This is a genomic window from Streptomyces sporangiiformans, from assembly GCF_005768555.2.
Classification (GTDB): domain Bacteria; phylum Actinomycetota; class Actinomycetes; order Streptomycetales; family Streptomycetaceae; genus Streptomyces; species Streptomyces sporangiiformans.
In genome coordinates this window covers 1-3,058 of record NZ_VCHX02000240.1, presented here as the reverse complement: position 1 = coordinate 3,058, position 3,058 = coordinate 1, and the positions used below count along the sequence as shown (strand labels likewise).

The window sequence follows — 3,058 nt, the reverse complement described above, 5'->3', positions numbered from 1 at the left end:
GCCCACCGAACTCGACCTGCAGGCCTTCGACGGACGGCACCCGGTGGAACTGATCGGCGGCGTCCGCTTCCCCGCCATCGGCCAGCTCCCCTACCTCCTGACCCTCGCAGGCCACGGCTTCTACTGGTTCCGACTGCGCAAGGACACCGCGTAGACGGCGGATGGACGCCGGCACGAACGCCGCGTGGACACCCGCGCGGAACCCGTCCAGAACGCGCCAAGGACGCCGCGTGGAACAGGGCAGGGCGGTTTCTCCCGCCCCGCCCTGGGCACGCATCAGTAACACCCCGCCCTCGGGGAAAGGACGCGACGCCATGTCGGAAGCCGTCACCCGCCCCGCCACCACAGGCCCGGGCCTTCTCGCGTCCCTCGATCCACTGTTGCGCGAATGGCTGCCGAGGCAGCGGTGGTTCGCGGGCAAAGGGCGTCCCGTGACCGGGTTCTCGCTGGTCGCGGCGACGGAACTACTGCCCTGGAACGCGAAGCTGGGGCTGCTGCATCTGCTCGTCCGCGCGCATCAGCCGCTGCTGCCCGCGCAGGGTGCCCTCGCGCAGCCCGGCGACTGCTACCAGCTCCTGATCGGCGTACGCGAGACGCTGCCACCACGGCTGGCGCCCGCGCTGATCGGCCATCCGGAGCAGGGGCCGCTCGCCGGGCGGACGGTGTACGAGGCACTGCACGACCCGCGGCCCGCCGATGTGCTCATGGAGGCGCTGCGCACGAGGGCGCACATCGGCGAGCTGCGCTTCGAGCGCGATCCGCGGCAGGAGCTCCGGGAAGACCTGGTGCCGCGACTGGTGACGGCCGAGCAGTCCAACTCCTCGATCGTCTATGGAGATACGTTCATCCTGAAGGTGTTGCGCCGCGTCCTGCCCGGTATCAACCCCGACCTGGAGCTGCCGCTGGCGCTGGCCCGCGAGGACTGCCCCGGGGTACCCGCGCCCGCCGGATGGATGCTCACGGACCTGGCCGGCGAGACGTACGTACTGGGTGTGCTGCAACGCTTCGTGCGGGGAGCCGCGGACGGCTGGGACCTCGCGTTGCGCGGGCTCGCCAAGGGTGAGGACTTCAGCGGTGAGGCGCGTGCGCTCGGGCGGGCCACCGCAGCGGTGCACACGGCGCTGGCCCGAGCACTGCCCACGGTCACCCTGGGCCGAGCGCAGATGGAGCCGCTGGTCGACGGCATGACCGGGCGGCTCGACGCGGCCGTCCAGGCGGTGCCCGCACTGCGGCCGTACGCGACCGGTCTGCGTTCCGCGTTCGAGGCGCTCGCCGAGCTGGCCGCGGAGGGCGAGACCTGGACCGCCCAGCGGATACACGGTGATCTGCACCTCGGGCAGTGTCTGCGGGCTCCGTCCGGCAGCTGGTCGCTGATCGACTTCGAGGGCGAGCCGTCGAAGCCGCTCACCGAGCGCCGGTTGCCGCAGCCGACCGCGCGGGACGTCGCGGGCATGCTCCGCTCGTTCGACTACGCGGCGCACTCCCTGACCGCCGTGCCGGTCACGCCCGACTGGGCCGGCACCTGCCGGGCCGCGTACTGCACCGGGTACGCCGAGGTCAGCGGAAGCGATCCGCGTTCCGATCCCGTGCTGCTGCGTGCGTACGAGACGGACAAGGCGATCTACGAAGTCGTGTACGAGGCGCGCCACCGGCCCGACTGGCTGCCCGTACCCCTGAACGCCGTCCGCCGTCTGGCCGATACCGCGGCGTCCTGACCCGCCGCCCCGCCCACCGATCCTCCCTACCTGACGCCCGCTCCAGGAGGCCCCGCCCGTGACCCCCCGCTCCAACCCACCCGCCAAGAAGCCGAAGAGCCCGAAGGCCGGCAAGGCGACGAAGAAGATCCCCAAGCCGTCGGTGGCCCCGGACTCCCGGCCGCAGGAGGCCGCGCGGCCCGCGGAACCCGCGGAGGCCGCGGTGGAGCGCGTGCGATCCGAGGCGGCGGCGGCATGGGAAGCCGGCGCGGACGGGGGTCCCGAGGCAGGGACGGCTGTGGAGACCGGCGGGGGCGCAGAGGTACGCCCGGCCGTACTGGACCGTGGAGACCGGGAGCGGCTGCTCGGTGGCGTGCACCATGACCCGCACTCCGTGCTCGGGGCGCATCCGGTGCCGGATGGTGTGCTCTTCCGGGCGCTGCGGCCCTACGCGCTGTCCGTGACCGTGGTCGCCGAGGGCCTGCGGGCCGAACTGCACGACGACGGGGAGGGGTTCTTCTCCGCTGTGCTGCCGCTGCGGGAGGTACCGGAGTACCGGCTGCTGGTGGAGTACGACGGGACGGTCCAGGACACCGAGGACGCGTACCGTTTTCTGCCCTCGATCGGCGAGTTCGATCTGCATCTGTTCGGCGAGGGCCGCCACGAGCAGCTGTGGAAGGCACTCGGCGCCGAACCGATGGTGCACCAGGGTGTCACCGGCACCCGCTTCACGGTCTGGGCGCCGAACGCGCGGGGCGTGCGGCTGGCCGGGACCTTCAACTTCTGGGACGCCACCGCGTACCCGTTGCGGTCGCTGGGATCCTCCGGGGTGTGGGAGCTGTTCGTCCCCGGGGTCGGCGAGGGCGAGCTCTACAAGTTCGAGATCACCCGGCCCGACGGCTCCAAGACCCTGCGTGCCGACCCGATGGCCCGCCGCACCGAGGTCCCGCCCCAGACATCGTCCATCGTGCACACGTCCCACCACCGGTGGGGCGACGACGAGTGGATGGCCCGACGGGCGGACAGGCCGGCCCACGAGGCACCGTTCTCGGTGTACGAGGTCCATCTGGCCTCCTGGCGCCCTGGACTGACCTACCGGCAGCTCGCCGAGCAGCTCCCCGGATACGTCACGGACCTGGGCTTCACGCACGTGGAGCTGATGCCGGTCGCCGAGCACCCCTTCGGCGGCTCCTGGGGCTACCAGGTCACCGGCTTCTACGCGCCCACCGCCCGTCTCGGCACCCCCGACGACTTCAAGTACCTCGTCGACGCGCTGCACCAGGCCGGTATCGGCGTGATCATGGACTGGGTGCCCGCCCACTTCCCGCGCGACGAGTGGGCACTGGCCGAGTTCGACGGCCGTC

Annotated in this window: 3 protein-coding genes; all 3 read left to right on the top strand. The window is 72.1% G+C overall.

Features of this window, described 5'->3' with window-relative positions:
- On the top strand, positions 1–154 hold a 154-nt coding region (locus FGD71_RS35160; protein WP_181359336.1), incomplete at its 5' end, for an alpha-glucosidase C-terminal domain-containing protein.
- 160 nt (positions 155–314) lie between these two features.
- Positions 315–1,715 (top strand): maltokinase N-terminal cap-like domain-containing protein, encoded by a 1,401-nt coding sequence (locus FGD71_RS35155; RefSeq protein ID WP_119104613.1) that lies wholly within the window; start codon positions 315–317, stop codon positions 1,713–1,715.
- 58 nt (positions 1,716–1,773) lie between these two features.
- A partial coding sequence (locus FGD71_RS35150; protein WP_240436920.1) for a GlgB N-terminal domain-containing protein occupies positions 1,774–3,058 on the top strand: 1,285 nt, incomplete at its 3' end.